This window comes from Helicobacter pylori (genome assembly GCF_003637685.1).
Classification (GTDB): domain Bacteria; phylum Campylobacterota; class Campylobacteria; order Campylobacterales; family Helicobacteraceae; genus Helicobacter; species Helicobacter pylori_CJ.
In genome coordinates this window covers 1-2,108 of record NZ_MVWW01000017.1, presented here as the reverse complement: position 1 = coordinate 2,108, position 2,108 = coordinate 1, and the positions used below count along the sequence as shown (strand labels likewise).

At 43.1% G+C, this 2,108-nt stretch carries 1 protein-coding gene; it reads left to right on the top strand.

Annotated elements, in window-relative coordinates; all coding sequences use genetic code 11:
* Positions 1-24 precede the first annotated feature (24 nt).
* Positions 25-2,108 (top strand): Hop family adhesin SabA/HopD (sabA, locus tag EAL44_RS07785; RefSeq protein ID WP_276206213.1); only part of this gene is annotated, 2,084 nt, incomplete at its 3' end.

The following is a 2,108-nucleotide window of genomic DNA, read 5'->3' as shown; positions in this document are numbered from 1 at the left end:
AAAAATCTAATAAAAGGAGAAAACATGAAAATCAAAAAATCCCTCTTACTCTCTCTTTCTCTCGTAGCTTCATTATCAAGAGCTGAAGACGACGGATTTTTTATGAGCGTGGGCTATCAAATCGGTGAAGCGGTCCAACAAGTGAAAAACACTGGAGCGTTGCAAAATCTTGCGGACAGATACGATAACTTAAACAACCTTTTAAACCAATACAATTACTTAAATTCCTTAGTCAATCTAGCCAGCACGCCAAGCGCGATCACGGGTGCGATTGATAATTTAAGCTCAAGCGCGATCAACCTCACTAGCGCTACCACCACTTCTCCGGCCTATCAAGCTGTGGCTTTAGCGCTCAATGCCGCTGTGGGCATGTGGCAAGTCATAGCCTTTGGCATCAGCTGCGGCCCTGGCCCCAATCTTGGCCCAGAACATTTAGAAAATGGGGGCGTTCGATCGTTTGACAACACGCCAAACTACAGCTACAACACCGGTAGCGGAACGACCACCACCACTTGTAATGGGGCTAGTAATGTAGGGCCCAATGGTATCCTATCTAGCAGCGAATACCAGGTTCTCAATACCGCTTATCAAACTATCCAAACCGCTTTAAACCAAAACCAAGGAGGTGGGATGCCTGCCTTGAATGGCTCTAAAAATATGGTAGTCAATATCAATCAAACTTTCACAAGAAACCCTACAACAGAATACACTTACCCCGATGGGAATGGCAACTATTATTCAGGCGGTTCATCAATCCCAATCCAGCTAAAAATTAGCAGCGTCAATGACGCTGAAAACCTTTTGCAACAAGCCGCTACTATCATCAATGTCCTTACCACCCAAAACCCGCATGTGAATGGTGGCGGTGGGGCATGGGGGTTTAGCGGCAAGACTGGGAATGTGATGGATATTTTTGGCCCTTCTTTTAACGCTATTAACGAGATGATTAAAAACGCTCAAGCCGTTTTAGAAAAAACCCAACAGCTTAACGCTAATGAAAATGCCCAAATCACGCAACCCAACAATTTCAACCCCTACACTTCTAAAAATAAGCAATTCGCTCAAGAAATGCTCAACAGAGCTGAAGCTCAAGCAGAGATTTTAAATTTAGCTAAGCAAGTTGCGAACAATTTCCACAGCATTCAAGGGCCTATCCAACAAGATCTAGAAGAATGCACCGCAGGATCAGCTGGTGTGATTAACGACAACACTTATGGTTCAGGTTGTGCGTTTGTGAAAGAAACTCTCAATTCTTTAGAGCAACACACCGCTTATTATGGCAATCAGGTCAATCAGGATAGGGCTTTGGCTCAAACCATTTTGAATTTTAAAGAAGCCCTTAACACCCTGAATAAAGACTCTACAGCGATCAATAATGGTATCTCTAGCTTGCCTAACGCCAAGTCTCTTCAAAACATGACGCATTCCACTCAAAACCCTAATTCCCCAGAAGGTTTGCTCACTTATTCTTTAAACGCAGACAAATACAACCAGCTCCAAACCACCGCGCAAGAATTAGGCAAAAACCCTTTCAGGCGCTTTGGCATGATCAGTTCTCAAACCAATAACGGGGCGATGAATGGCATCGGCGTGCAAGTGGGCTATAAGCAATTCTTTGGCAAAAAAAGGAATTGGGGGTTAAGGTATTACGGCTTTTTTGATTACAACCATGCTTATATCAAATCTAATTTTTTTAACTCCGCTTCTGATGTGTGGACTTATGGAGTGGGCATGGACGCTCTTTATAACTTCATCAACGATAAAAACACCAATTTCTTAGGCAAGAATAACAAGCTTTCTGTGGGGCTTTTTGGAGGTTTTGCGCTAGCTGGGACTTCGTGGCTTAATTCTGAATTTGTGAATTTGAACATGGTGGGTAATATCTATAGCGCTAAGATGAATGTGGCTAACTTCCAATTTTTATTCAATTTAGGCTTGAGGATGAATCTCGCTAGGCCTAAGAAAAAAGACAGCGATCATGCCGCTCAGCATGGCATGGAATTGGGCGTGAAAATCCCCACCATTAACACGGATTATTACTCTTTCATGGGGGCTGAACTCAAATACCGAAGGCTCTATAGCGTGTATCTCAATTATGTGTTTGCTTA